Source organism: Vibrio sp. 1151_11, assembly GCF_029478525.1.
Lineage (GTDB): Bacteria > Pseudomonadota > Gammaproteobacteria > Enterobacterales > Vibrionaceae > Vibrio > Vibrio anguillarum.
Window position 1 is genome coordinate 1 of sequence record NZ_SHMN01000114.1, and the last position, 371, is coordinate 371.

The following is a 371-nucleotide window of genomic DNA, read 5'->3' on the forward strand; positions in this document are numbered from 1 at the left end:
ACCTTTCGTTCTCAGTGAGGTGCGTGTATTTCATGTTTTTTACTTCTTGGCGGGAGCAAACTTCATGATTATCGCATCTCACTGTTTTTATGTTCAGAGGTGTCGCACTTCGTACTTGAATCCAAGACACCTAACAAAAAATTCAAGCCTGACTACCAACGCGTGGCTGAATCTGCTCTAAAATGGTTTTGTGATTATGGTGCATTGCTTAAAGTGACATTGTGCGTTGGTAGCAGCTTAATTTGGCGTTATGCTACCAGTCGAAATCTTCAATAAGGAATACTATGAAACAGAACATTGTCCATATTGCTTTAGTTGTAAAAGATTATGATGAAGCCATTGATTTTTATGTAAACAAACTCAAATTTGAA

The 371-nt window shown here is 37.5% G+C and carries 1 protein-coding gene; it reads left to right on the forward strand.

Features of this window, described 5'->3' with window-relative positions:
* Positions 1-284: 284 nt before the first annotated feature.
* On the forward strand, positions 285-371 hold an 87-nt coding region (locus tag EXZ60_RS19005), incomplete at its 3' end, for a VOC family protein (RefSeq protein WP_277436163.1).